Here is a 24,770-nt window from a genome sequence, read left to right as displayed (position 1 = left end):
GCTGACCCCTCCGCACCTGGGTGCGCACGCAGGTCCGCGGCCGACCCTTGTGCCTGCCGAAAACATCGTCCGTGCAGCTCAGGCGGCGTGGTAGTACTCGTTGAGGGTGCCACCCAGCCGCTGTCGTCGGCGGATGCCGAGGTGGGTGAGCGCTGCTTGGTCGGTGGTGGGCGGTGGTGGGGCGCGTAGTGGTCGTGCGTTGTGGATGCCTTGGTGGGGTCGGTGGGTGTTGTAGAACTTCTCGTACTCGCGTAGTGCGTGGAGCAGGTGCTGTTGGTTCCAGATGAGGAGGGTGCGGTCGAGGAGTTCGTGGCGGCAGCTGCGGATCCAGCGTTCCGTGATCGCGTTCATCCGCGGGATGCGGACACCGCTGAGGCCGCGCACGATCGTGCAGACCTGCATCGTGCACCTGCTGCGCAACAGCTTCCGCTACGCCGGCCGCCGGCACTGGGACGCCGTCGCCAAGGCCCTCAGACCCGTCTACACCGCCCCGACCGAAGCCGCAGCCAAGGAGCGGTTCGCCGAGGTCGCCGACACGTGGGGCAACCGCTATCCGGCCATCACCAGGCTCCGGGACAACGCCTGAGCCGAGTTCGTGCCCTTCCCGGCCTTCGACGTTCGAAATCCGGCGGGTGACCTGCTCGACCAACGCCATCGAGAGCGTCAACGCCCGCATCCGCCGCGCGGTCAAGGCCAGAGGCCACTTCCCCGACGAGCAGACCGCGCTCAAATGCGTCTACCTCGCGGTGACGAGCCTGGACCCGACCGGCAGAACGCCGCTGACCCTTTTCGACCTCGAGCCACACCGCTCGTTTGACCCCTGATCGGTCGGCTGGGCCACGGCCGATCACATGCGTGTCGACCTGATTGTTGACGCCCTGCACGCCGGTCCACGGGTGCGATGGGCAGCTCCGCGGACAACGCCGCCGCCGAAAGCCTCAAGGCCTCCTTCAAACGCAAGACACTACAAGGCGCCCAGAATTGGGAAACCGAGAGGGAAGCACGGCTGGCGGCGTTCGGCTGGGCGCACCGCTACAAACACCCGACGCCGCCACTCCCACCTCGGCCAGACCTTCCCGATCGACTACGAGGACAGCCTGCTGCCAACACCGGCTACGCTGACCTACACCGCATAACCCCATGTCCAAAATCCAGAGTGAAGCCCCCGACCTTCACACGAATCTGTGCACCACACCGGCCTTCATCAACGTTACGGATGGCAGGTGTGACAGGTGCCGCGGAACTGCCGGGGCGATATTTGTGTTAATTCTGAAAAGTCTCGGGCGGCACAGAAGGACTTGTCGGAGACCATGGGTGCACTTCCGCCCCCTATCGCCGGGTATTGTGTGCAGGATGCGGCAGTTGCGTTTGTCACCGCAGCTCGTTGTCGAGGGTTGCGCGGATTCGCCATCCGTGCAACGACTGGGTCGGCACGGATCCATCGGCCTCGATCGCCGGGCCCGCCTGCTCTGCGGCGAAGCGGACATCGTCGGGCCGTTCAGCGGCCGCGTAGATGCGTTCCAGCTCGCGCCACACCCGAACTTCGGCTCTCCGGTCGCCGGTCTTCGCGAAAGTCCCGGCAGCGGCGACGAATGCTGTCACGGCGTCGGCGAACCAGCCCGCCTGGTCGAACACCACGCCCAGGTTGCACCACGTCTGCCCTTCGCTGCGCCGGTCACCGCATTCCTCGAAGGTGGCACGGACGGCCAGGAAGATGTCGATCGCTTCACGCCGCCCGCCAGTTCCGTGTAGGGCGATTGCCAAGTTGCCTCGCGCCATCGCTTCGTGGAGCCGGTCGCCGATGTCCCGGAAGATCTCGACCGCAGTGGTGTGCGCATAGACGGCTCGCACCTGATCACCCAGGTGCTGGAGCGCGTTGCCCGCATTACTCCACGCCGCCGCCTCGCTGCGGCGGTCGCCGAGTTCCTGGAACAGTTCGATCGCGTAGTGGTGCTGAGTCACGGCTCCGGCGAAGTCTCCCATTCCCTGCAGCGCCAGCCCCAGGTCGTCCCACACCCGCCCTTCGACGTCCAGGCTGTCGAGGAGGATGCGCCCGGCCAACCGGGCGGTGTTCAGGTTGCTGAGGGCCTCCTGGAACCGGCCGGCCTCGATCAGAGCGGCTCCCAGGTTCACGATCGCCCGCACAGTCCCCTGCGGGTCACCCAACCGTCGAACCGCCCGGTCAGCGATCTCCGCGACGGCGACCCAGTCGGCCACGTGACCCTGCCAGGACAGGAAGCCGCTCAGAACGGTGGCCAGGTCCACCGCCAGCACGTCCCGCGAGGTCTCGGCGGCCACGGCCACCGCGGCGACCAAGCACGCTCGTTCCGCGTTCAGCCAGGCCAGTGCACTGTCCCAATCGTCGAAGGGGTTTTCCGTCGGCGCCGGCGCGTGCGAGCGAATCGTCACCATCCACTCCAGTGCTGCCCGCGTGATGCCGAGGTAGTGGTCGAGCACCCGGTCGGTCGCCGTGGCCAGGTCGGTCTCTGCAAGCCCCAGGTCGGCGACGGCGTACCGGGTGACGGCGAGCCTCAGCAGGTCATGGAACTCCCAGCGCCGCGGGCCGCCCAGTAGCAGGTGGGCGCGGGTCAGCACGCGCAACCGTGTTCGCGCCACCGTCTCATCCGCGTCCAGCACCGCCGCGGCGGCGGGCAGGCCGGTGTCCGGGCCGGGCGCGATGGTCAGCAGGCAGAGCAACCGGGCGGCCTCCGGGTCGTGGGTGCGCAGCCGCTGCCAAGACGCCAGGAATGCGGTGGGCACGCCGCCGCCACCGTCGTCCAGCACAGTCAGCCGGGTTCGCGAGTCAGCCAGGTCGGCGACGAGCTCTTCGATGGTCAGGTCCGGTTCCTCGGCCAGGACACCAGCGGCGATCACCAACGCCTGGGGCAGCCGACCGCACCACCGCAGCACCTCCGTCACCGCACCGGCCTCGGCCGCGAGCCGCGGATCGGCCGGCTCGCCCCGGTCCCGGGCACCCTGGTCCAGCACCGCCCGCACCAGTTTCGTCGCTTCGGCCGGCGACAGCACCCCCAGGTCCACCCGCCCGACGCCGGGCAGCGGCACGGTGTCGCGGGACGTGATCAGCACCCGGTGGGCACGCGCGGCCATAGGCGTGGGAAGCAAATCCCGGACCTGGTCGGGGTCCGCCGCATTGTCCAGCACCACCAGCACCCGGTGGGCACGCGCGGCCAACACGTCGAGATGCGCGTGGTAGGCGGCAGGCTGCTGAGCGGCGTCCGCCGGGATTCCCTCGGCCGGTACCCCCAGTGCCCGCAACACCGCCGCGAACACCTGCCCTGGCCGCACCCGGTTCGCCACGAGGAGGTCGTACCCGCGCAGGTCCACGAACACCGCGCCACCGCGAAACCAGCCCTTACCCACCGCGTCCGCCGCAGCGCGCCGGACGAGCGCGGTCTTGCCGATCCCACCCATCCCCTGTACGACGACGCCAGCGCGCGGACCGGGAGAATCGGGAGCCAGGACCGCAGCCAGCCGCGCAAGGTCCGGCCCCCGGCCCACGAACACGCCAACGCCGGGCTCAGCGTGGATCGCGGTGACCACCGCACTGCTCCCGGCGGCGGCCGACAGGTGGATGTGCTGCGTGTTGTGGTCGCCGACTTGCACGCCCTGCCCGAACCGGACGTCGACCACCGACCGGTTCGGACCATCGGCGGACCTGGTCACCGCGCCGGGCGCGGACCGAGATCCGATGTCGAGGTGCCGGCGCCGACCCGCACCCCCTGCGACTCGCCGACATCAACCATGAACGTGCCACCAGCGCGGTCGAGCGGCGAGCGAGCGACGGCGAACAACCCGTCGTCCGACCCGAGTGCCATCCCGTCATCGGGCCGGCCCAGTTCGTCCCGGGTCCGCTGTTCCTCGTCCGGCGGGGCATCATCCTGCCCGGCCTGCTCCGGTTGCTCGGCAAATCTCGCGCCGAATCGTCGGCGCGCCCCGTCGGCCAGATCGGCGCAGGGGTCTTCCACCGCCAGTGAGGCGGTGTCCTTCGCCTCGGCTGCCACGGCCGCGGCCGGCCTGACCGGCGGATCTCTGAGCATCGCGCCTCCCAGTGCTCCGACAAGGCTCCAGTGTGCCCGGGAAAACCGATGTTCGACCAGGCTGTTCTGTCGAGGTCACTACTCGTCAAACCCCTGCTTCCACAGGGTCGACGCAGGGGTCCGTCTCGCTGGCCGTCCTGCAGAACAGGCGATTACAGCAAGAAACATCTCTGCGGCCTGGATCGATCACGTGAGAGATCGTTCTCGTGAGCGAGGTCGGTGGTTGTAGCAGTGTAGGCGGCTCGGCGGATACTGGCGGCGATCGGTGAGGCGGCTCAGGGGAGGGGTTGGGTGTGATCGAGTCGGTGGAGCTTGTAGTCGCAGCGTTGGCTGCCGGTGCGGCTGCCGGTGCCGGTGAGACGGCGTCGGCCGCGGTGAGGGACGCGTACTCGGCGGTGAAGACGTTGGCTCTGCGTGTGCTGCGCCGTGCGGGGTCGGTGCCGCCTGCGGTGGTGGCGGTGGTGGAGAGCGACGCGGTCACGGCGGTTGACGACGAGAACGGAACCGAGCAGAGACGCGAACTGGCAGCCGCGTTGACCGCGGCGGATGCCGGGGAGGATGAGCAACTGCTGGCTGCAGCGCTCAAGGTGCTGGAACTGAGTGATCCCGCCGGGAGCCAGGCAGGTAAGTACCGGGTTCTACTGAATGGCAACAAGGGCGTGCAGATAGGCGACAGCAACGTTCAGACCAACCACTTCAGCTGATCGGGCCGTGACGCTCACGAGCCCTGGACAACCCGGAATCGGCGCCTGACCTGTCGCCACCAGCGGGTCAGGTGTCCCCTGGGCTTGTCCCGCTTTGACGGACATCTGAGATCAGGGGGCGTAGGTCCCCGGAGGGATGTCCCATCATGGAGTCCATGGGCAGGAAGAAGCGGCGGCCCCGTCGGTCGTTCGCCCCGGAGTTCAAGGCCGAGCGCGACGCGGGTACCCGCACCGACGGGGTGACCACCGATGAACGCGAGGAGTTGGCCCGGTTGCGGCGGGAGAACCGCCGGCTGACCGAGGACGTGGAGATCCTCCGGCGTGCCACGGCTTTCTTCGCCAAGGAGATCCGGTGAACGTGTATCCGTTCATCGAGGCGGAGCGAGCGGGCGGCGGCAACGCCCATCGGGCATGCGAGCTGCTGGAGGTCTCCCGGTCCGCCTACTACGCCCACCGCACCGGTGTGCCTTCCGCCCGCGCACGGCAGGAAGCCGACCTGACCGGCGAGATTGTCGCGATCCACGACGAGTCCAAGGGCACCTACGGGGCGCCGCGGGTGCACGCCGAGCTGCGGGCTCGGGGACGGCGGCATTCCCGCAAACGTGTCGCCCGGCTCCTGAGGGAGTCCGGAAGGGCGGGTCGTGCACCGAAACGGTGGCGCACCACGACCGTCCCCGATCCCGCCGCGACCGTCCCGGCCGACCTGATCCGACGCGACTTCTCGTGCGCCGCAGCGGAGATCGACAGCCGCCGGTGCGGCGACATCACCTACGTCCACACCTGGGAGGGGTGGCTCCACCTGGCCACGGTGATCGACATCGCCTCACGGCGCGTGGTCGGGTGGGCCACCGCCAACCACCTGCGCACCGACCTGGTCGCCCAGGCCCTGGACAACGCCGTGCGGCTACGGCGCCCCGAACCGGGATTGATCTTTCACTCCGACAGGGGCTGTCAATGCACGTCCGCCCGGTTCGGCGCCCTCGCCGACGGCTTGGGCGTGCGTTTGTCGGTGGGACGCAAGGGCCAGTGCCGGGACAACGCCGTCGCGGAATCCTTCTTCGCCACCATCAAGACCGAACTGCTCGACCGCGACCACGGCCCACCAGGACCATGGCGCACAAGGCGATCTTCGAGTACATCGAGGGTTGGTTCAACACCCGCCGCCTGCACTCCAGCCTCGGCTACCTCAGCCCAGCCACCTACGAAGCAACCCGACACCACCCGGCGGACCGGGTAGCCTGACCACACTCATCGACCCTGTCCGTCAAAACGGATCAACCCCAGACCCGTTAGTCGGTGTGGTGGGCTGACGGTCCAGGCTGGTCCTCCCATGTCGAGCATGAGATAGCCGCAGTCAGTCGTAGTAGGCCCTCAGCTTCCAGCCGTAGGTCCCCCCTTCGTGGGTGCAGGAGTAGTGATAGGCGCCCTGCTGGAGATACTGCTTACCCAAGTAGTGGCAGCGGTCGTAGGTGTAGGAGCCCACCACGACGACGTGGGCCATCGCCGTGTTGGCCGCTGTGTTGCTTGGCGAGGAGGTGCCGATCGGCGTGAGGGCCTGGGCTGTGCCAGCGGCCCCTCCGAGCAGGCCGAGCGCTAGTGCCCCGGCGGTGATGGTCTGGCGGAGTGCACGTGACATGTGATTCCCCTTCGTGCCTCCAGAGGAGCCTCTCCTCCAGCGAGCTCAACGTAACAGCTTCGTAACACTGCGTACAGACCTCATGCTCAGACGGATCTCCAGTGCTGCATCTCGGAACGTTGACCCGCTAACCGGTGTGGTGGGCTGACGTTGAAGCCGCACCTTCACGCTTATCCAACAGAGGGCTTCGTGTCATCCCGCCGACCTGGCTCTCCGAAGCGCACGTGTCAAGGGGGCGCCTGCCCCCTTGACGCGTGTGGTTGCCCTCGTAGAGGTCAGCGGGACCAGGTCGCGATCCCGGGGCCGCTGATGCGCCTGCTGGGGCTGGTCCCTGGTGAGCAGGTGTACTTCGAGGCGGTCGGCGGACTGCGACCGGAAGTGCGTATCCTTTCCGCCCGAGCGGTGAAGCAGCGTTACTCCCGAGGACGCACCGCGACTGATGACACCACGGACGAAACAGGGGATGCGTGATCGAGGCGGACCAGTCCTGCGGACACATCGCCGGATCGCGACACGGCCGCCCGGAAGATGGCTCGTCGGATGTCGCGCTGCTCGAAGCCGCAGCCGTGGAGTTGGGGTGGAGCGGCGCGGTGCTGCCGCGGTTGCGCCTGTTCGAAGACGTGGTGTCGGTGTTCGTCGAACTGGACCACGAGGTGCACGCCGCGCGGTGCGCCGCCAGCGCGGGGCCGGTGGTGGACCGCACCGCGGTGGCGATGTGGTCATGGCCTGAGTACAAGGACTCCGCGCCGAAGCCTGCGGTGCGGTTAGGCGGTGTGTTGGCTCAGGGCTCGCGGTGGCAGCGGTCGTTGCGGGCCGCCGCGAGGTTCGGCGGGTTCGGCTCGACCGCGGTGATCGTCGACACGGTGCGCGCTCCCGGTGAGGAGTGCCTGCTCAACGCTCAGGTGCGCGGTGTCGGGGTGGTCTGGCGGTCACCCGACGGCGAAGTCCGCCTGGTGGGTCCGGGTCGGATCGGGCCGGTGGCGACGGCACGGCCCACGGTGGTGTCGCGCTGGCTGAACGAGGTGCTGTACGAAAGGCTGCTCGCCGAGGACCGCGCTCCGGTGGGCACCGGTCGTTAGGCGCTGGCCTCCCTGTTGCGCAGTGAGATCCAGTTGCCGAGGACCTTCTGCGGGGTCGGCGCAAAGCTCTCGGTGTCGATCTCCAAGTGACGGAAGACGGCCGCGTCGCACTGCGCGATCCACGTCCGGCGTCGTTCTTCGGCGGTGGTGGCCGCCTCGAAGAGGTCGCGGCGGATGTCGTAGAGCACTTCGACGGAGTGCAGGTAGGCGAGCTGCTCGGGCCGGGACGTCGAGTTGATCCAACTCAGGTCCTGACCGCCGCACACCTCGCAGCCGCACTGCCAGAGGCTGTTGTCGGAGTCGGCGGCGACACCCTGGTCGATCCGGCTCAGCCGTAGGTAGGACAGTAGCTCGCGCACCAGGGCAGCCGGGCTCGCGGTGGCCCCACCACCGCCACCGCCGGCCGTCATCGGGTAGAGATGGCGCAGGCTGGTCTTGGTGCCGACGGCCGCGGCAAGGGCGCCGAAGCACAGCGCGCCGATCGCGGAGACGTCGCAGCGCAGCACGATGACGGGCACGCCGACGCCGAGCAGGTCGACGAGCCCTTCCAGGACGTAGCGGACGCTCAAGGGGTCGTAGGCGTGCTCCAGCGCGACCGCGATGGGAACCCCGGCGTCGGCGACGTGACCGAGCAGGGCGGGCAGGCCGTGGTCCGGTTTGAGCCAGCTGCGGTGCAGTGCCAGGGGCGCGACGGTGTTCCCGCCGGCGTCCTGGACGCGGGCCAGGACGCTGACGAGGCCGAGCTCGTCGTCCTCGGCGACGTAGCCGGCGTCGGGGAGCACGGCCGGCAGGCCGAGGCGGCGCTGGCGGCCGGTCCAGTTGTCGTCGAAGGGCTCGGAGGCGAACTTGCGCTTCTCCCCCGCGTAGGCGCCCGCGTCGAGCAGGATCGGACGGCGGTAGGCGGTGCGAGCCAGGACGTGCTCGGCCGAGGTCAGGCCGGGGTGGCCGTGGAAGACGATGCCGCCGCCGTCGCGGTCGGATCGTTCGATGGCCAGGTCCCACCGGGCAGCTTCGGTGTGGATGAGCAGGGTGTCGCGAAGGCGGTGCTCCAGGTCGGTGTGGGTCGCGGTCATGGGCACCTCACAGGTTCCGGGTAGCCGCGTGCCGCGGCGGTTCGTCGACGGGCAGGTAGTGGCGCCTGAACTGCTCTGGCCGCATGAGCGCGAGCTCCGCCAGCTCCTCGACGCCGAGGCCGTCGGCCAGGTGCTTCTCGATCGCGGCGGTCAGCGCCGTGGGCACCTCGGGGACCAGCTCCCCCGGCTCGCGCTTGGCCCAGCCGTACTGGTTGAGCTTGATCCGGAAGGACTTGAACTGCGACGGGCTGATGCAGTCCAGCTGGTGGGCGCGCTGGATCAGCGCGGCCATGGAGACCTTCCAGCGGCTCTTCAGGCGGGCGAGCCTGCCGAAGTCGCGCAGGGTCAGCCCTTCCAGCTCCGGGCGGATCGCGTCGGCGGGGGTGAGGAGTTCGGCGGCGAAGGCGTTGGCCTCGTCCTCCTGTCCCTCCCCCGGCACCCCGTGCAGCACCAGGTGCCCCAGTTCGTGCGCCAGGGTGAAACGCGCGCGATCGGGAGGCAGTCCGGTGTTGAGCAGGACCACCGGGGCCGCCCCCGCGGGCCACAGACTGACGGCGTCCTGAGCGTCCGTGCCCAGTCCTCGGACCACGACGATCACGCCCATCCGCTCCAGCAGGCCCACCAGGTCGTCCACCGGACCGGAGGGAACCCGCCAGGCGAGCCGCAGGGCGCGGGCGACCTGCGGCGGGGCCAGGCAGGACTCCGGCGGTTGCCTCACCAGCACCGGCACTGGCTCGTGCTGCAGCAGCAGCTTGGTGGACAGGGCGACGAGTTGCGCCAGCCCTTCGACCCGCTTGAGTGTGGCCACCGGCATCCGGCTCGCCCTGCGCCGGTTGTGCAGGCAGGTCGACTCCATGCCGTGCAGCTCGTGATCGCCCCGCAGCAGGGAGCCTGGCACTTCGAGCACGTCGGCGACCTTGGTCAGGCCCTCCTCGTCCAGTGCCAGCAGACCGCGCTCGACCTTCGACACCGATCCCTGCGCCATCCCGGCGGCGCGGGCCAGGTCGCTCTGCCTCCACCCCTTGGCCTCACGGGCGAGCGCGATCATCTGCCCGGATGCCCCGATGTCGCCCAAGCCCACTCCCTGCACGTCGATCTTGGTGCGCTACACCACAACATACTCTACCAGAAGTACATGATCATATTCCCAGAGTATTCCTCAGGCTTAGCGCTACCGCTGTGACATGCCGGAATGCCATGAAGCTGCTCCTAGGCGTCACGCGATGTCGCGACGGCGGAGGGCGAGCAGGCCGGCCGCGGTCGGCACCGCCGCCGCCGTGGTGTGCAGGGCGAGCACCGGGGTGGTGGTAAACGCCGCACCGGGCAGCTTGGAGGTATGGGCGAAGGGCAAGAGGTCCACCGGCCACGGGTCGAGCTCCAGCAGCGGGCCGAGTTCGGTCAGCAGCAGGGAACCGGCCAGGGCCGCCCATGCCGCGGCGGTCAGTCGGGGCCAAGCCGCAGCAGGCGGTGGTGATGTCGATGAGCACGCAGACGGCAGGGACGTGCACCGTGGCGGCACCCAGGAGCCTGCCCACTTGGACGGGTCGCCAGCGCGGGTGGCGTGGACGACGCCCGCAGCGAGGCCGGCGGTGAGCACCAGCAGCGCCGTGCCGGTGAAGGCGACGACGAGGTGGGATGCGGCCCACCGGGTGTGGGTGGTCGGGGTGGCCAGGACTGGGTCGAGCCTGGACGTGGTCTCCTCGGTCGACAGGTGGGCGGCGGTGTGCAAGCCGTAGGCGGAGGCGAGGACGCCGAAGAGGGCGAATATCGCCGCCAAGACGGCATCCGCAGGCCCTTCTCCCCACCGAGGGTGGTGAAGAACTTCGCGGGCCTCGGAGCTGTCGAGCACGTCGCCGACGGTGGTGGCGAGGCTGCCGATTAGCAGGCCGTAAAGGGCGAGCCCACGGTCAGGTGAGCAGCACGCCGCGGTGCAGGCACCAGGCCGGCACGAACACGCCGTGCAGGGCGGGGCCGGCGGTGGCCGGGCCGGCACGGTCGGGCAGCAGGCCGGCCGCACCGCCAATGTGCCGTCGTCCACCAGTCGGGCCGGCCGTTCGGTCGTCGTGGAATTCCTTCCGGGTGCCGGTGAGCCGGGTAGGCGCCCATCGTCCGAACCCCTTGTGAAGGCGACCTAAATCCGAGTCGACCGCTTTAGCCGGCGATAAGGGGCGGATTAGGGAAAGGCCGAACGATGGGCGCAACCTCCCGCCGGTGTGAAGGGACGACCTCGCGTGGTGAGCAACGAAGACAAGTTCCGCGACTACCTCAAGCGCGCCACCCAGGACCTGCGGCAGGCCCGGCGGCGGATCGGCGAGCTCGAAGCGGCGCAGCGCGAACCCGTCGCGGTCGTCGGGATGGCGTGCCGCTACCCCGGTGGCCTGGCCACCCCGGAGGACCTGTGGCGGCTGGTCGCGGACGAGGTCGACGCGGTCGGCCCGTTCCCGCGCGATCGGGGCTGGGACCTCGACGGGCTGTTCGACGACGACCCGGACGCGGTCGGGAGGTCGTACGTGCGGCAGGCGGGTTTCCTGGCCGACGCGGCCGGGTTCGACCACGGCCTGTTCGGGCTCAGCCCGCGTGAGGCGCTGGCGATGGACCCGCAGCAACGCCTGCTGCTGGAGACGACGTGGGAGGCGTTCGAACGGGCCGGCATCGCGCCGGACTCGGTGCGCGGCAGCGACACCGGCACGTTCGTCGGCGTGATGTACAACGACTACGCCTCACGCCTGTCCCCCGCTCCGGAGGGCTTCGAGGGCTACATCGCCAACGGCAGCCTCGGCAGCGTCGCGTCGGGCCGGATCGCTTACACGTTCGGGCTCGAAGGCCCGGCGGTCTCGGTGGACACGGCGTGCTCGTCGTCGCTGGTCGCGCTGCACCTGGCCGCGCAGTCGCTGCGACGGGGCGAGTGCTCGCTCGCGCTGGCCGGTGGCGTCGCCGTGATGTCCACGCCCAACACGTTCATCGAGTTCAGCCGTCAGCGCGGGCTTTCACCGGACGGTCGCTGCAAGGCGTTCTCGGACGCGGCGGACGGCACCGGTTGGGCTGAGGGCGTCGGTGTCCTGCTGCTGGAACGCCTGTCCGACGCCCAGCGCAACGGGCATCGAATCCTCGCCGTCATCCGGGGTTCGGCCATCAACCAGGACGGCGCGTCCAACGGACTCACCGCGCCCAATGGGCCGTCACAGGAGCGCGTCATCCGCCAGGCCCTGAACAACGCGGGACTCTCGGCCGGCGACGTCGACGCCGTCGAGGCGCACGGCACCGGGACGAGGTTGGGCGACCCGATCGAAGCGCAGGCGTTGTTGGCCACCTACGGCCAGGGTCGCGAAACACCGCTGTGGCTGGGGTCGCTGAAGTCCAACATCGGGCACGCGCAGGCGGCGGCCGGTGTCGGCGGCGTCATCAAGATGGTCATGGCCATGCGGCACGGGGTGCTGCCGCGCACGCTGCACGTCGACCGGCCGTCGACCCGGGTCGACTGGTCCGCGGGCGCGGTCTCGCTGCTCACCGAGGCCCGGTCCTGGCCCGCCGGTGAACGACCGCGGCGAGCCGCCGTGTCGTCGTTCGGCATCAGCGGCACCAACGCCCACGTCATCCTCGAAGAACCGCCCGCGGCCGAGGTGACCGAGCCGTTCGACGGCGTCGTGCCGCTGGTGCTCTCCGCCCCCGGCGCGGGTGGCCTGCGCGCCCAGGCCGAGCGCCTGCGGCGGTGGCTGGTCGAGCGGCCAGACGTCGACCACGCCGCCGTCGCGCGCGAATTGGTGTCCGGGCGTGCGACGTTCGAGCACCGCGCCGTGGTCGTCGGTGGGCGGGACGACCTGCTCGACGGCCTCGCGGCGCTCGCGGAGGGGCGTGAGGCCGCCGGTCTGGTGCGGGGGCGGGCGCCGGCCGGCCGGGCGAAGGCGGTGTTCGTCTTCCCGGGGCAGGGTTCCCAGTGGGTGGGCATGGCGCGGGGGCTGTGGGACGCGTCCGAGGTGTTCCGCGACCGGTTGACCGAGTGCGCGCGGGCGCTGGACCCGCACCTCGGCCGGGACCTGCTGGACGTGCTGCTGCACGACGGCGACCTGGACCGGGTGGACGTGGTGCAACCGGCCCTGTGGGCGGTGATGGTGTCGCTCGCCGAGGTCTGGCGGTCGTGCGGCGTCGTGCCGGACGCGGTGGTCGGCCACTCCCAGGGCGAGATCGCCGCCGCGTGCGCGGCCGGGGCGTTGTCCCTGGAGGACGGCGCGCGGGTCGTGGCACTGCGCAGCAGGGCCATCGCCGGGCTGGCCGGGTCGGGCGGCATGGCGTCCGTCGCGTTGCCGGTGAGCGAGGTGCGCGCCAGGATCGGCGACCTCGACGTCAGCGTGGCGGCCGTCAACGGGCCGACGTCCACCGTCGTGTCCGGGCCCACCGCGCCGCTGGAGGCGTTCCTGGGCGGCCTCGACGGCGTCCGGGTCCGGCGGGTGCCCGTCGACTACGCCTCGCACTCGTCCCAGGTCGACTCGCTGCGCCGGGAACTGCTCGACGCCCTGGCGCCGGTCGCGCCACGACCGTCCGCCACCGCGTTCTACTCCACCGTCACCGGCACGCCGGTCGACACCCGCGAGCTGGACGCCCGCTACTGGTTCCGCAACCTGCGCGAGCCCGTCGAGCTGGAGCGGACCACCCGCGCGCTGCTCGCCGACGGCTTCCGGGCGTTCGTCGAGGTGAGCCCGCACCCCGTGCTCGTGGTGGGGCTGGGCGAGACGTTCGAGGACGCGGACGTGCCCGCGGTCGCGGTGCCGACGCTGCGGCGCGACGAAGGCGGCCGGGACCGGCTGCTGCTCTCGTCGGCCCGGGCGCACGTGGCCGGTGCGGCGGTGGCGTGGCCGGCGCTGCTGCCCGGGACGAGCCGGGTGGAGCTGCCGACGCACGCCTTCGAGCGCCGCCGGTTCTGGCTGGACGGGGTGGCGCGGACCGGCGACGTGCTGTCGGCGGGGATCGGCCCGGCCGGCCACGCGCTGCTCGGCGCGGCCGTCGACCTCGCCGAGTCCGGGCACCACGTGCGCACCGGCCGGATCTCGGCCGCCGCGCAGCCGTGGCTGGCCGGGCACTCGGTGTTCGACACCACCGTGCTGCCCGCGTCCGCGTTCGTGGACCTGGCGCTGCACGTCGGCGAGCGCACCGGCTGCCCGCGGGTCGAGGAGCTGGACCTGCACGCGCCGCTGGTGCTCTCCGGGCACGACGCCGTGCAGGTCCAGGTCACCGTCGAGCCCGAGGACGACACCGGGCGGCGGCGGCTCGGCATCCACACCCGCCCCGAACCCGGGGCCGACGGGGAACCGCTCCCCTGGCTGCGCCACGCCACCGGCCTGCTGGCCCGCTCCCGGCCCGAGCCGGTCGCCGCCGAGCCGTGGCCACCGGCCGACGCCGTCCCGGTCGACGGGGTCTACGACCTGTTGGCCGAGCGCGGTTACGACTACGGGCCGGAGTTCCGGGGGGTGACCGGGATGTGGCGCGGCGGCGCGGACCTCTACGCCGAGGTGGTCCTGCCCGACGGACTGGCCGCGACCGGGCACGCGATCCACCCGGCGCTGCTGGACGCCGCGCTGCACCCGCTGCTGGTCGGTGGCGCCGGTGAGGGGCGGGTGACGATGCCGTTCAGCTGGGCGGGGGTCGAGCTGCGGGCTTCGGGGGCGACGCGCCTGCGGGTGCGCCTCACGCCCACCGGGCCGGACAGCCTCGCGGTGCGGGCGACGGACTTGGCGGGGCGGGAGGTGTTCTCGGTGGAGGAGCTGACCCTGCGGCCGGTCGACGTGGCCGCGCTGCGCGCCCGGCGCCCGGACCCCGGCGTGCTGTACCAGCTGACGTGGACCCCGCTGCCCACCGGCGAGCGCGACCGGCTGCCCGACCACCACTCGCTGCCCGCCGGCCGGCGCAACCCACTGCCCGACCACCGCGACCCACTGCCCGACCACCACTCGCTGCCCGCCGACCACCAAGTGGCGCTGCTGGGCGATGCCGAACCGTCGTTCGCGACCGCCCTCGGCACACCTGCCCGCCACCTCGACGTCGCCGCGCTGCTCACCGCCGGCGCGGTGCCGGACACGGTCTTCCTGCCCTGCCCCGCTGCCGACGACGGCGTGGACCCGGCGACCGCGACCCACACCGCCGTCGAACGCGTCCTGCGCGAACTCCAGGACTGGCTGGCCGACGACCGGTTCGCCGGAAGTCACCTGGTCGTGGTCACCACCAACGCGCAGGCGCCGCGCGCGGGCGGCCGACCGGCCAGGACGGACCTGGCGGGCGCGGCCGTCTGGGGGCTCGTCCGCACCGCGCAGGCCGAGCACCCCGGCCGGTTGACCCTGCTCGACCTGGACGGCACGCCGGAGTCCGACCTGGCCGTGCCCGCCGTGCTGCGCACCGCCGAACCGCAGCTGGTCATCCGGGCGGGCGAGGTGCTGGTGAACCGGCTGGTGCGGGCGGGCGCGCCGGACCCGGCCACCGCCGAACCGGTCTTCGCGCCCGGCGGCACCGTGCTGATCACCGGCGGCAGCGGGGCGTTGGCCGAGGTCACCGCGCGTCACCTGGTCGAGGCGCACGGGGTCCGGCGCCTGCTGCTCGTCAGCAGGCGCGGCGCGGAGGCGCCCGGGGTGACCGAGCTGGTGGCCGAGCTGGCCGCGCACGGCGCCGACGTCGGCGTCGCGGTCGGCGACGTGGCGGACCGGGACGAGGTGGCCGCGCTGCTCGCGGCGGTCCCGGCCGAGCACCCGCTGACGGCCGTCATCCACACCGCCGGAGTCGTGGACGGCGGGGTCGTCGGGGCGCTGACCCCGCGCAGCGTGCACGCCGTGCTGCGGCCGAAGGTGGACGCCGCCTGGCACCTGCACGAGCTGACCGCGCACCTGGACCTGGGCGCGTTCGTGCTCTACTCGTCGGTCTCCGGCATCCTGGGCAACCCCGGCCAGGCCAACTACGGCGCGGCCAACTCGTTCCTGGACGCGCTGGCGGACGTGCGCCGCGCGGCCGGGCTGCCGGTCACGTCGCTGGCCTGGGGGCTGTGGGAGCTGCCGGACGGCATGGCGGGCGCGCTCGGCCACCACGACCGCGCCCGGTTCGCGGGCTCCGGCATCGCGCCGCTGAGCCCGGAGCAGGGGCTGGCGGCGTTCGACGACGCGCTCGCCGCCGACCTGGCGGTGGTGGCCCCGGTCGTGCTGGACATGCGGGCGCTGCGCAGCCGGGCCCGGTCCGGCGAGCTGGACTACGTGCTCCGCGACGTGGTCGACGCGAGCCCGCTGCGGCACGCGGCGGACCGCGCCACCACCGCGCCCGCCGACGTGGCCTTGGCCGAACGGCTCGCACCGCTCGGTGAGGCCGACCGGCGGCGGGTCGTGCGGGACGTGGTGGCCGGCTGCGTCGCGGCGGTGCTCGGGTACGGGCCGGGCGAGCGGGTCGACCCCGGCCGGCCGTTCAAGGACCTGGGCTTCGACTCGCTGACCGCCGTCGAGCTGCGCAACCGGTTGGCCTCGGCCACCGGCCTGCGGCTGCCGGCGACGCTGGTGTTCGACCGACCGACGCCGCTCGCGCTGGCCGACCACCTGCTGGCGGCCGTGGCGCCGGGCGAGCCGGACCACCTCGCGCCGCTGGTCGCCGAGCTGGACCGGCTCCGGGCCCGGATCGACGCCGCCGCCGTGCCGGCCGACGTCCGCGGCGAGCTGGCCGCCCGGCTGCGCGACCTGCTGCGGCGGCTGGACGGCGGTCCGGGCGACGACGCGCCGATCACCGACGCCGGCGACGACGAGATCTTCGACCTGATCGACAACAAACTGGGCGTTACCAGGTGAGGAGTTCCCCGATGACCCATCCTGTGATCATCTCGGGCGGTGGACCGGCCGGGCTGATGCTCGGTCACGAGCTGGCGCTGGCCGGTGTCGACGTCGTCGTGCTGGAGCGGCTGGCGGCGATCGGCGACTACTGCCCGGGGCAGGGGCTCAACACGACCTCGGTGGAACTGCTGGAGCAGCGCGGCCTGCTGGACGCCCTGGCCGAGCACCGCGACCGGAGCGAGACCGGCGGCACCCACTTCGCGATGCTGTGGCTGGACGACTCCGCGCTGGCGGGCAGGCACCGGCGCGGCACGCTGGTCGGGCAGCAGCACCTGGAGCGGCTGCTGGAGGAGCGGGCGGTCAAGCTCGGCGCGGACGTGCGCCGGGGCCACGAGCTGACCGGGTTCGACCAGGACGACGACGGCGTGACCGTCACCGTGGCCGGTCCGGACGGCCGGTACGAGCTGCGGGGCAGCTACCTCGTCGGCGCGGACGGCGAGGGCAGCCGGGTCCGCGAGCTGGCCGGGATCGCGTTCCCCGGCGCGGGCGAGCCCTGCCACGGGCTGGTGGCCGACGTCGAGGTCGACGTCGAGGCGCTGCCCGAGATCCACCGCCGACCGCGCTTCTCGCCGGTCGGTGGGATGTACTCCGCGGTGCTGACCGAGCCGGGGCTGGTCCGGGTGATCACCGCCGAGTTCGGCGTCGACCCGCCGGACGGCCCGCCGACGGCCGAGGAGCTGCGGCAGCGGGTGCTGGCGCTCAACGGCGAGGAGTTCCCGGAGGTCCCGACCCGCTGGGTGCGCCGCTACGGCGGTCCGACCCGGAACGCGGAGCGCTACCGCGCCGGGCGGGTGTTCCTGGTCGGCGACGCCGCGCACACGTTCTTCCCGCTCGCCGGCCTGCGGATCAACGCCTGCCTCCAGGACGCGGTGAACCTCGGGTGGAAGCTCGCCGCCGCCCTGCGCGGGTGGGCGCCGGACGAGCTGCTGGACACCTACGACGCCGAGCGCCGACCGGCGGGCGGCCGGGCGGGTGCCACGGCGGACGCGCAGCTGGCGCTCGTCCACCCGGTGCGCCGGGTCGCGCCGCTGCGCGCCCTGTTCGAGCGGCTGCTGCGGCTGCCCGACGCCAACCACCACCTGCTGGAGCTGTCCACCGGGCTGGACGTCGACTACGCGCCGGACTGCCCGTCGCCGCTGGTCGGCCGCAGGCTGCCGCACGTCGGGCTGACGTGCGGGACCACGTCGACCAGCGTGGCCGAGGTGCAGCACGGCGGCCGGGGCGTGCTGATCGACTTCTCGGACGGCGACTTCGCCTCGCACGCGGCGGGGTGGCGCGACCGGGTGGACCTGGTGGAGGCCGCGCCCGCGCCCGGCATCGACGCGACCGCCGTGCTGCTGCGCCCGGACGGGCACGTGGCGTGGGCGAGCACGGCGGACGAGGCGGAGGTGTCGGAGTCCGGTGGGCGGCGCCGGCTGGTGGCCGCGCTGGAGCGGTGGTTCGGGCGGCCGAGCGCCGCGTGAACCGGCGGACCGCGTGACCCGGGGGCCCGGTCGAGCACGGGCCCCCGGGTCGCGCGGTCCGCCTCAGCGCCCGCCGATCAGCTCGCGCAGCGCGTGCTTGTCGATCTTGCCGATCCTGGTCTCGGGCAGGTCGGCCACGATCTCCAGCCGTTCCGGCAGCTTGTAGCGGGCGACCTGCATGGCGGTCAGCGCGTCCCGGACGGCCGCCAGGGTCAGCTCGTGGCCGGGTGCGGGCACCACGACCGCGCAGACCCGTTCGCCGAGCACGTCGTCCGGCACCGCGACGACGGCGACGCGGGCCACCCCGGGCACCCGGTACACCAGGTCCTCGACCTCCTCGGCCGAGACCTTCTCGCCACCCCGGTTGATCATGTCCTTGTCCCGGCCGTCCACCACGAGGTTGCCGGACGGGTGCCGGCGCACGACGTCGCCGGTCCGGTACCAGCCGTCCGGGGTGAACGCGCGGGCGTTGTGCTCGGGCGCGCGGAAGTAGCCGCGCGGCGTGTACGGGCCGCGGGTGAGCAGCGCGCCCGGCTCGCCCGGCGGCACCGGCAGGCCGTCGGCGGCCACCACCAGCACCTCGTCGTCCGGGCACATCGGCCGGCCCTGGGTCTGCGTCCTGACCTCGGCGTCGTCGTCCAGCCGGGTGTAGTTGAGCAGCCCCTCGGCCATGCCGAACACCTGCTGGAGGGTGGCGCCGAAGACCGGCTCGACCCGGCGGGCCACCTCGGGCGCCAGCCGCGCGCCGCCGACCTGGAGCAGCCGCAGGGACGGCGGCGCGGCGTGCCGGCCCGAGGTGATCGCGTCCAGCCACCGCTGGGCGACGGCCGGGACGACCGCGGTCGCCGTGACGCCCTCCCGCGCCATCAGCGGCAGCGCGCGGTCCGGGTCCGGGCCGCGGCTCAGCACCACCTTCCCGCCGACCGCGAGCGTGCCGAGGACGCCGGGGCAGGCCAGCGGGAAGTTGTGCGACACGGGCAGCGCCACCAGGTAGGTGGTGTCCTGGTCGAACCCGCAGACCTCGGCGCTGCGCCGGGCGTTGTACTCGTAGTCGTCGTGGGTGCGCGGGATGAGCTTCGGCAGGCCCGTGGTGCCGCCGGACAGCAGCAGCACGGCGACGGCGTCGCCGGGCACGTCGATCGCGTCGAGCCGTTCCCGGTCGCCGGGCGACCCGGCGAGCCGCCTCAGGTCCACCGCGCCCTCGCCGGGCTCGTCGCCCGCCACCAGCAGCAGCCGCGCGGAGGGCGTGGCCGCGATGACGTCCCGGGCCAGCGCCCGGTGGTCGAAGTCGCCGACGCGGTCGGGCACGGCCACGGCCGCGACCTCGGCGTGCGCGGCCAGGTACCGCAGCTCGTGGCCGCGGTGGGCGGGCAGGGCCAGCACCGGCACGATGCCCGCGCGCAGGCACGCCAGGGTGAGGACGACGAACTCCCAGGTGTTGGGCAGCTGGACGAGCACGGTGTCGCCCGGTTCCAGCCCGGCGTCGAGCAGCCGGGCCGCGCACCCGTCGGCCCGGTCGGCGAGCTGCCCGCGGGTCAGCCGGACCGGCCCGTCCACCAGGGCTTCGCGGTCGCGGTGCTCGTCCAGGCGGTCGCGCAGGTGGTCGCCGAGGGACCGGCCACGCCAGTAGCCGGCCTCGCGGTACCTCGCGGCCACGTCCGGCGGCCACGGCACGAATCCGTCACGCACGATCGGGACCTCCCGTCCTCGGTGGCACGCCGACCAGGTCGGCGCGGCCGGAGAGCAGCAGAGTCGTGGCGGCGTCCTCGTCGTACTCGCCGGCGACCACCACCGGCAGCGAGTGCGCCAGCCGGGCCTCCTCGGCGACCAGCACGCGGGTCAACGGCGTGCCGCCGCGCACGCCGACCAGCGGCACGCCCTCCCCCGCCGCCGCGCGGACCTGCCCGGCCGCGACCGGCAGGTCCGCCTCGACGGCCGGCGCGTCGATCCACACGCCCCGGCCCGGCGCCCGCCCGTCGAACGGCGCGAGCGCGACCGCCGTGCCGTCCGGCAGCACCAGCGCGTCACCGGAGACCTCCACGTGCCGACCGGGGAACACCAGCCCGCCGCACCGCAGCGGCGTCCGCGCGGGCGGCGCGCCGTGCCGGTCCCGCCACCACCGGTCGACCCGGTCGACGTAGCCGCCGTCCCGGGACCGCAGGCGCTCGCGGGTGATGCTGCGGGACAGGAAGTGGAAGCCGAACTGCGTCGGCTCGAACGCGTCGGCGTACGTGCCGAAGCGCTCCCACCACGACAGGCTCGGCCGGGCGGACCGCTGGACCTTCTCCACCTCCGGGCGCCGCCGCCGTTCGTAGGCCAACAGGGCGGCCGGGAGGTCGTGCGGCGACCCGACCAGTTCGGCCGCGAGCGCGACCGCGTCCTCCATCGCCATCCTGGTGCCGGACCCGACGGAGAAGTGCGCGGTGTGCGCGGCGTCGCCGAGCAGCACCCAGTTGCCGCGCCGCCACGTCCGGGTCCGGAGGGTGGTGAAGTTGCCCCAGCGCGAGTTGTTCCCGACCAGCGGGCACCCGAACAGGTCCTCCAGGAACGCCTTCGCCGTCTCGTCGCTCGGTCCCGGCGGGGTGGCCGGGTCGAACCCGTCGAGCCCCGCGGCCGCCCAGGTGGCCGGGTCGGTCTCGACGATGAACGTGCTCATCTCGTCCGAGATGGGGTAGGCGTGGGCCGCGAACGCGCCCTCGTGCACGAACGTCAGGCAGTCGAACGGCCGCGCGGCGCCGAACCAGATGAACTTCGTGCCGGCCACGTGCGCCGACGGGCCGAAGTCGGCGGCGAACGCCCGGCGGAACCGGCTGTTGGCCCCGTCGCACACGACGACGAGGTCGAAGTCCGCCAGCTGCCGCGCGTCGCGCACCTCGGTCTCGAAGCACAGCCGCGCGCCCGCCTCCTCGGCGCGGTCGCGCAGCAGGTCCAGCAACGTCGTGCGGACGATCGCCGACATGCCCATGCCGCCGATCCGCTCGCGCGCGCCGGACACCCGGACCTCGATGTCGTCCCAGTGCCGCGACGCCGCCGCCAACCGCGCGCTCAGCTCCGGGTCGGCGGCCGTGATCGCGCCCGCGGCGGCGTCCGAGAACACGACGCCGAAGCCGAACGTGCTGTCCGCCCGGTTGCGCTCGAAGACCACCACGTCGGCGGCGGGCAGGTCCCGGCGGAGCAGGGCGGCGAGGAACAGTCCGCCCGGTCCCCCGCCGACGCACGCGACCCTCATGCGGTCGCGTGCGCGGTCGCTCGGCTCACCGGGTCGTTCCCGTCGGCCCCGGTCGACGGCGCGGTCCGGACGCCGAGCGCGGTCGCGCCGACCAGCTTGCGCGCGGCCAGGTTCGCCACCGGCATGAACGTGCCCGCCTGCACGTCACGCCACATCCGCTCGAACGGCAGCGCGCGCGTGTACGAGGCGCCGCCGAGCACGTCCACCAGCCGCCGCACGACCTGCGCGGCGTTGTTGGTGGCCACGTACTTGACCGTGGCGCACCGGGCGACGCCCTGCTGGACGTCGTGCTCGAACAGCCTGCCGGTGCGCACCTCGTCCACGTGCCGGTGGACCAGCGCGCGGGAGCTCTCCAGCAGCATCTGGCACTCGCCGACGATGTCCTGGAGCACCGGGTCGTCCTGCTTCCCGCGCGACACGAGCTGCCGCGTCGTCCACTCCAGCGCGCCGGCCGCGATCCCGGTGTAGACGGCGGCGAACGAGGGCAGCGCGGCCGACCACACCGTCCGCAGCAGGCGCGCGTCCAGGTGCCCGACGGGCACCGAGTGCACCACCGCCTCGTCGGGCACGACCACGTCGGCCAGCTCGACGTCGTCGCTGCGGGTGCCGCGCATGCCCATCGTGTCCCAGGTGTCGTGCACCCGCACGCCCGCCTGGTCCATCCGCAAGTGGCAGAACAGCAGCCGCGGGCCGTCCTCGGCGTGCTCGTAGCGCGCCGTGGTGGAGAAGTGGGTGGCGACGGACGTGTTGGTGCCGAAGCTCTTGCGGCCGGTGAGCAGGTAGCCGCCCGGCACCCGCACCGCCCGGGTGCGCGCGTCGGTCAGGTCGTTGGCCATGCCCAGCTCGCTGGTCACCGACGCCCAGACCACCTTGCCCTCGACGACCTCGCGCAGCACCCGCTCCAGCCGCTCGGAACCGGTGCGCCGCCACACCGCCGCCCACTGCGCGACCGGCGTCAGGTGCATCGACACCGCCAGCGCGGTCGGCCCGTCGCCCATGGCCAGCCGCTCCACCACCGGGAGCAGGTCGCCCAGCTCCGCGCCGGAGCCGCCGAGCTCGACCGGGACGGACAGCCGGAGGAAGCCCGCCGCCCTCAGGTCCTCGTAGTTGTCGTGCGGGAACGCGTTGTCCCGGTCGTACCGGTCGGCGCGCGACGCGAACACGTCGGCCAGCTCACCGGCCAGGCCGACCAGTTCCCGCTGCCGTTCGGTGGTTGCGTTGGTCATCTGCAGTCCTCAATGGATTGTCGTGCGGGTGATGCGCTCAGAGCAGCAGGGGCTCGGGTCGCGCGTCGGCGCGGGCCAGGCTGCGGCCGACCGCCGCGACCACCGGTTCCAGGCTCCCCACCAGGTCCTTGAACTCCTCCGGCCGCAGCGCCTGGCCGCCGTCGCACAGCGCCGCGGCCGGGTCGGCGTGCACGTCCACGATCACGCCGTCCGCACCGGCGGCCGCGGCCGCCAGCGCCATCGGGGCGACCAGCGCGGGATCACCGGTCGAGTGGCTGGGGTCCACGATCACCGGCAGGTGGCTGAGCCGCTTCACCACCGGGACGATGCTCAGGTCGAGGCTGAACCGCGTCTCCCGGCCGAACGCGCGGATGCCGCGCTCGCACAGCACGACGTCCGGGTTGCCCTCGTTCAGCACGTACTCGGCCGCGCACAGCCACTCCTCGACGGTCGCCGCCATGCCGCGCTTGAGCAGCACCGGGAGCCCGCTGCGGCCGGCCTCCTTCAGCAGCGCGAAGTTCTGCATGTTGCGGGTGCCGACCTGGATCATGTCGGCCCACCGCGCGACCTCCGCCACCTCGGCGGGCTGGGTCGCCTCGGTGACCACGCCGACGCCGCTGACGGCCCGCTGCCGCGCGAGCATCCGCAACCCGGCCACGCCCAGGCCCTGGAACGCGTACGGCGACGTCCTCGGCTTGTAGGCGCCACCGCGCAACAGCGCCGCGCCCGCCGCCACCACGGCCCGCGCGGACTCGTCCAGCTGCTCGTCGGTCTCCACCGCGCACGGCCCGGCCACGACGGTGAAGTCGAGCCCGCCGATCAGCGCGTTGCCGACCCGCACCACGCTGCCCGCCGGGTGCAGCGCCCGCGCCGCCAGGTGGAACGGCCCCCCGGTGCGGATCACCCGGTGCACGCCGGAGCGACCCTCCACACCGGACCGGGCATCGGCCGCCCCGGGGCAGACGAACACCCACTTCCCGTCCAGCCGCACGGGGTGCACCGCGCCGTGCCGGCTGGTCAACGCGTTGCGCACGAGGTCGGTCTCCTCGGCGCACGCGGTCCTGGACATCTCGACTATCACGTCAGTCCCCTCACGACGGCGGCGATCACTTCGCCTGCGGGACCAGGTAGCGGGCCACGCTGGACAACTTCTCGGACGTCTCGGTCAGCTCGCGCTCCGGTCGGGACTGCTCCACGATCCCCGCGCCCGCCCGCAACCAGGTGCGGCCGTCCTGCTGGAACACCGTGCGCAGCACGAGGGCGGCGTCCATCGCGCCGTCGGCGTCGTAGCACAGCACCGCGCCGCTGTAGAGGCCGCGCGCGACGCCCTCCAGCTCGTCGATCACCGTGTACGCCGAGTTCTTGGGCACCCCGGACGCGGTGACGGCCGGGAACAGCGCGGTGAACGCGTCCCACGAGCCCTGCCCGTCCGGGAGCCTGCCCTGGACCGACGACGCCAGGTGCTGCACCGTGCCGCGCTCGCGGACCACCATGAACTCCGACACCCGCACGGACGCCGACCCGCACAGCTCGACCAGCTCGTCGTAGGCGACCTTCACCGAGATCGCGTGCTCGAAGACCTCCTTCGGGTCGCTCAGCAGCTCGGCCCGCAGCAGGGCGTCGGTGACCGGGTCGCCGGTGCGGGCGCGGGTGCCGGCCAGCGGCTGGGTCGTGACGACACCCCGGCCGTCCACCTCGACCACGGTCTCCGGGCTGAACCCGGCGGCCTTGTGCCCGTCGAGGGAGAACAGGAACGAGCGCGCGGGCGAGTTCGCCCGGCGGCCGACCGCGTACGTGCCGACGAGGTCGACGTCGTAGTCGACCGGCACCACGCGGGACAGGATGACCTTCTGCAGCCGGCCGTCCCTGATCTCGTCCACGGCCTTGCCGACCGCCTCGACGTACTGGACGGCGTTCGTCGTCTCCACGGTGACCGGCACGGCCCGGTAGTCGGGGCTGGCGGTGGAGTCGAGCAGGTCGCGCACCACGTCCAGGCCCGCCGGGTCGAGGCTGCGCACGAGCGTGCCGGTCGGGTGGAACCGCACCTCGCGCCGCGGCACGACCAGGTGCAGGAACACGCCGTCGCCGACCAGGTCCATCAGGTCGGCCTTGGCGGGCGCGATGTCGTAGCCGGACCAGCCGTACACCCGCCAGCACTCCACCGGGATGGTGTCGAGCATCGCCGGGATGTCGCTGAGCGAACCGCTGCGCCACGGGTGGGACACCTCGCCGGCGGCGCTGCGCACCAGCACCCGGTCGCGGTCCGCGATCAGCTCGGCGGCCACCCCCGAGGCGAACGACCACCCCTCCGGCCCCTCGTAGCAGACGTAGTCGTCGCCCTGCTGGTTGGCGGCCAGGTGGACGACCGCGGTCAGCGGGTCGGCCGTCGGAGCGAGGATCCGCTCGTGGTACTTCTCGCGGACAACCATGTGGATTTCCTCCCGTGGACGTGCAC

18 protein-coding genes and 3 pseudogenes are annotated in these 24,770 nt (G+C 72.7%); 9 read left to right on the top strand and 12 right to left on the bottom strand.

The annotated features are described in order from the left end of the window. Positions 1-78: 78 nt before the first annotated feature. A complete protein-coding gene (locus AB0F89_RS22060) occupies positions 79-351 on the bottom strand; it encodes an integrase core domain-containing protein (RefSeq protein ID WP_367127432.1) in 273 nt (90 codons plus the stop codon). Between the two features lie 37 nt (positions 352-388). On the opposite strand from AB0F89_RS22060, the pseudogene AB0F89_RS22055 reads away from it, so the two are divergent. After that, positions 389-773, top strand: a pseudogene (locus AB0F89_RS22055) (transposase); the annotation flags it as partial. A gap of 57 nt (positions 774-830) precedes the next feature. Next, a pseudogene (locus AB0F89_RS22050) lies at positions 831-1,136 on the top strand (integrase core domain-containing protein); the annotation flags it as partial. 235 nt (positions 1,137-1,371) lie between these two features. On the opposite strand, the gene AB0F89_RS22045 reads toward AB0F89_RS22050, so the two are convergent. Together AB0F89_RS22045 and AB0F89_RS22040 are read right to left on the bottom strand one after the other, a co-directional pair. Further along, on the bottom strand, positions 1,372-3,651 hold the full coding sequence (locus AB0F89_RS22045; RefSeq protein WP_367127431.1) for an AAA family ATPase: 2,280 nt from the start codon (positions 3,649-3,651) through the stop codon (positions 1,372-1,374). A gap of 29 nt (positions 3,652-3,680) precedes the next feature. Further along, entirely contained in the window at positions 3,681-4,058 is a 378-nt protein-coding gene (locus tag AB0F89_RS22040) for a hypothetical protein (protein ID WP_367127429.1), read from the bottom strand. Positions 4,059-4,351: 293 nt separating this feature from the next. On the opposite strand from AB0F89_RS22040, the gene AB0F89_RS22035 reads away from it, so the two are divergent. From AB0F89_RS22035 to AB0F89_RS22020, 4 genes and pseudogenes are all read left to right on the top strand, one after another. Continuing rightward, positions 4,352-4,762: a hypothetical protein gene (locus tag AB0F89_RS22035; RefSeq protein ID WP_367127427.1), complete on the top strand. Its 411-nt coding sequence runs from the start codon at positions 4,352-4,354 to the stop codon at positions 4,760-4,762. A 155-nt stretch (positions 4,763-4,917) separates the two neighbouring features. After that, on the top strand, positions 4,918-5,118 hold the full coding sequence (locus AB0F89_RS22030; protein WP_367127425.1) for a transposase: 201 nt from the start codon (positions 4,918-4,920) through the stop codon (positions 5,116-5,118). Then, positions 5,115-5,843 (top strand): annotated as a pseudogene (locus AB0F89_RS22025) (IS3 family transposase); the annotation flags it as partial. The gene AB0F89_RS22030 and the pseudogene AB0F89_RS22025, both read left to right, overlap by 4 nt. Positions 5,844-5,872: 29 nt before the next feature. Then, a complete protein-coding gene (locus tag AB0F89_RS22020; protein ID WP_367127424.1) occupies positions 5,873-6,004 on the top strand; it encodes an IS3 family transposase in 132 nt (43 codons plus the stop codon). Positions 6,005-6,116: 112 nt separating this feature from the next. Here AB0F89_RS22020 and AB0F89_RS22015 read toward each other — a convergent pair whose 3' ends face one another. Further along, complete coding sequence (locus AB0F89_RS22015; protein ID WP_367127422.1) at positions 6,117-6,398, bottom strand: hypothetical protein; 282 nt, start codon at positions 6,396-6,398, stop codon at positions 6,117-6,119. Positions 6,399-6,865: 467 nt separating this feature from the next. Between AB0F89_RS22015 and AB0F89_RS22010 the strand changes: the two genes are divergently transcribed. Then, a complete protein-coding gene (locus tag AB0F89_RS22010; RefSeq protein WP_367127421.1) occupies positions 6,866-7,477 on the top strand; it encodes a hypothetical protein in 612 nt (203 codons plus the stop codon). On the opposite strand, the gene AB0F89_RS22005 is transcribed toward AB0F89_RS22010, so the two are convergent. The 3 genes from AB0F89_RS22005 to AB0F89_RS21995 all read right to left on the bottom strand — a co-directional run bounded on the left by AB0F89_RS22005 (position 7,474) and on the right by AB0F89_RS21995 (position 10,399). Further along, positions 7,474-8,550: a hypothetical protein gene (locus tag AB0F89_RS22005; RefSeq protein ID WP_367127420.1), complete on the bottom strand. Its 1,077-nt coding sequence runs from the start codon at positions 8,548-8,550 to the stop codon at positions 7,474-7,476. The two genes, AB0F89_RS22010 and AB0F89_RS22005, sit on opposite strands and share 4 nt — an antisense overlap. 7 nt (positions 8,551-8,557) lie before the next feature. Next, positions 8,558-9,625, bottom strand: coding sequence for a helix-turn-helix domain-containing protein (locus AB0F89_RS22000; protein ID WP_367127419.1), 1,068 nt, complete (start codon positions 9,623-9,625; stop codon positions 8,558-8,560). A 141-nt stretch (positions 9,626-9,766) separates the two neighbouring features. Further along, a complete protein-coding gene (locus AB0F89_RS21995) occupies positions 9,767-10,399 on the bottom strand; it encodes a hypothetical protein (protein WP_367127417.1) in 633 nt (210 codons plus the stop codon). A gap of 385 nt (positions 10,400-10,784) precedes the next feature. Here AB0F89_RS21995 and AB0F89_RS21990 point away from each other — a divergent pair, with 385 nt between their 5' ends. Further along, on the top strand, positions 10,785-16,355 hold the full coding sequence (locus tag AB0F89_RS21990) for a type I polyketide synthase (RefSeq protein ID WP_367127415.1): 5,571 nt from the start codon (positions 10,785-10,787) through the stop codon (positions 16,353-16,355). Positions 16,356-16,366: 11 nt separating this feature from the next. Beyond that, positions 16,367-17,860 carry an FAD-dependent monooxygenase gene (locus AB0F89_RS21985; protein WP_367127413.1) on the top strand — a complete coding sequence of 498 codons (1,494 nt, stop codon included), beginning with the start codon at positions 16,367-16,369 and terminating at the stop codon, positions 17,858-17,860. 63 nt (positions 17,861-17,923) lie between these two features. Here the strand turns inward: AB0F89_RS21985 and AB0F89_RS21980 are convergent, their stop codons facing one another. From AB0F89_RS21980 to AB0F89_RS21960, 5 genes are read right to left on the bottom strand one after another with little or no spacing between them, the layout of a single operon-like run. Further along, positions 17,924-19,549 carry a (2,3-dihydroxybenzoyl)adenylate synthase gene (locus AB0F89_RS21980; protein WP_367127411.1) on the bottom strand — a complete coding sequence of 542 codons (1,626 nt, stop codon included), beginning with the start codon at positions 19,547-19,549 and terminating at the stop codon, positions 17,924-17,926. Beyond that, positions 19,542-21,089 carry an FAD-dependent monooxygenase gene (locus AB0F89_RS21975; RefSeq protein WP_367127409.1) on the bottom strand — a complete coding sequence of 516 codons (1,548 nt, stop codon included), beginning with the start codon at positions 21,087-21,089 and terminating at the stop codon, positions 19,542-19,544. Before AB0F89_RS21975 ends, AB0F89_RS21980 begins: the two co-directional genes overlap by 8 nt. After that, entirely contained in the window at positions 21,086-22,315 is a 1,230-nt protein-coding gene (locus AB0F89_RS21970) for an acyl-CoA dehydrogenase family protein (RefSeq protein ID WP_367127407.1), read from the bottom strand. Before AB0F89_RS21970 ends, AB0F89_RS21975 begins: the two co-directional genes overlap by 4 nt. Positions 22,316-22,352: 37 nt before the next feature. After that, positions 22,353-23,384 (bottom strand): 3-deoxy-7-phosphoheptulonate synthase, encoded by a 1,032-nt coding sequence (aroF, locus tag AB0F89_RS21965; protein ID WP_367127405.1) that lies wholly within the window; start codon positions 23,382-23,384, stop codon positions 22,353-22,355. Positions 23,385-23,421: 37 nt separating this feature from the next. After that, positions 23,422-24,744: a salicylate synthase gene (locus AB0F89_RS21960; protein ID WP_367127403.1), complete on the bottom strand. Its 1,323-nt coding sequence runs from the start codon at positions 24,742-24,744 to the stop codon at positions 23,422-23,424. Between the last annotated feature and the right edge of the window lie 26 nt (positions 24,745-24,770).

The sequence above is a fragment of the Saccharothrix sp. HUAS TT1 genome (assembly GCF_040744945.1).
In the GTDB taxonomy this organism is placed as follows: domain Bacteria; phylum Actinomycetota; class Actinomycetes; order Mycobacteriales; family Pseudonocardiaceae; genus Actinosynnema.
Note: the sequence above shows the minus strand (reverse complement) of the source record. Positions and strands in the feature narration are given on the sequence as shown.